Consider the following 257-nt stretch of genomic DNA (forward strand, 5'->3'; position numbering starts at 1 on the left):
AATTCCAATCGAACTCGGAGATAGGTGGTTCACCCCGAAATAGCTTTAGGGCTAGCCTCGGAAAACAGAGTCGTGGAGGTAGAGCACTGATTGGGTGCGGGGCCCGCAAGGGTTACCAAGCTCAGTCAAACTCCGAATGCCATAGACTTACTTCCGGGAGTCAGACAGTGAGTGCTAAGATCCATTGTCAAAAGGGAAACAGCCCAGACCATCAGCTAAGGTCCCCAAGTGCGTGTTAAGTGGGAAAGGATGTGGAG

Annotated in this window: 1 rRNA gene; it reads left to right on the forward strand. The window is 51.8% G+C overall.

Annotated features, from left to right (window positions below):
* A 23S ribosomal RNA gene (locus CHI14_RS29640) occupies positions 1–257 on the forward strand; the annotation flags it as partial.

The sequence above is a fragment of the Paenibacillus sp. 7516 genome, from assembly GCF_002272715.1.
Lineage (GTDB): Bacteria > Bacillota > Bacilli > Paenibacillales > Paenibacillaceae > Paenibacillus > Paenibacillus illinoisensis_A.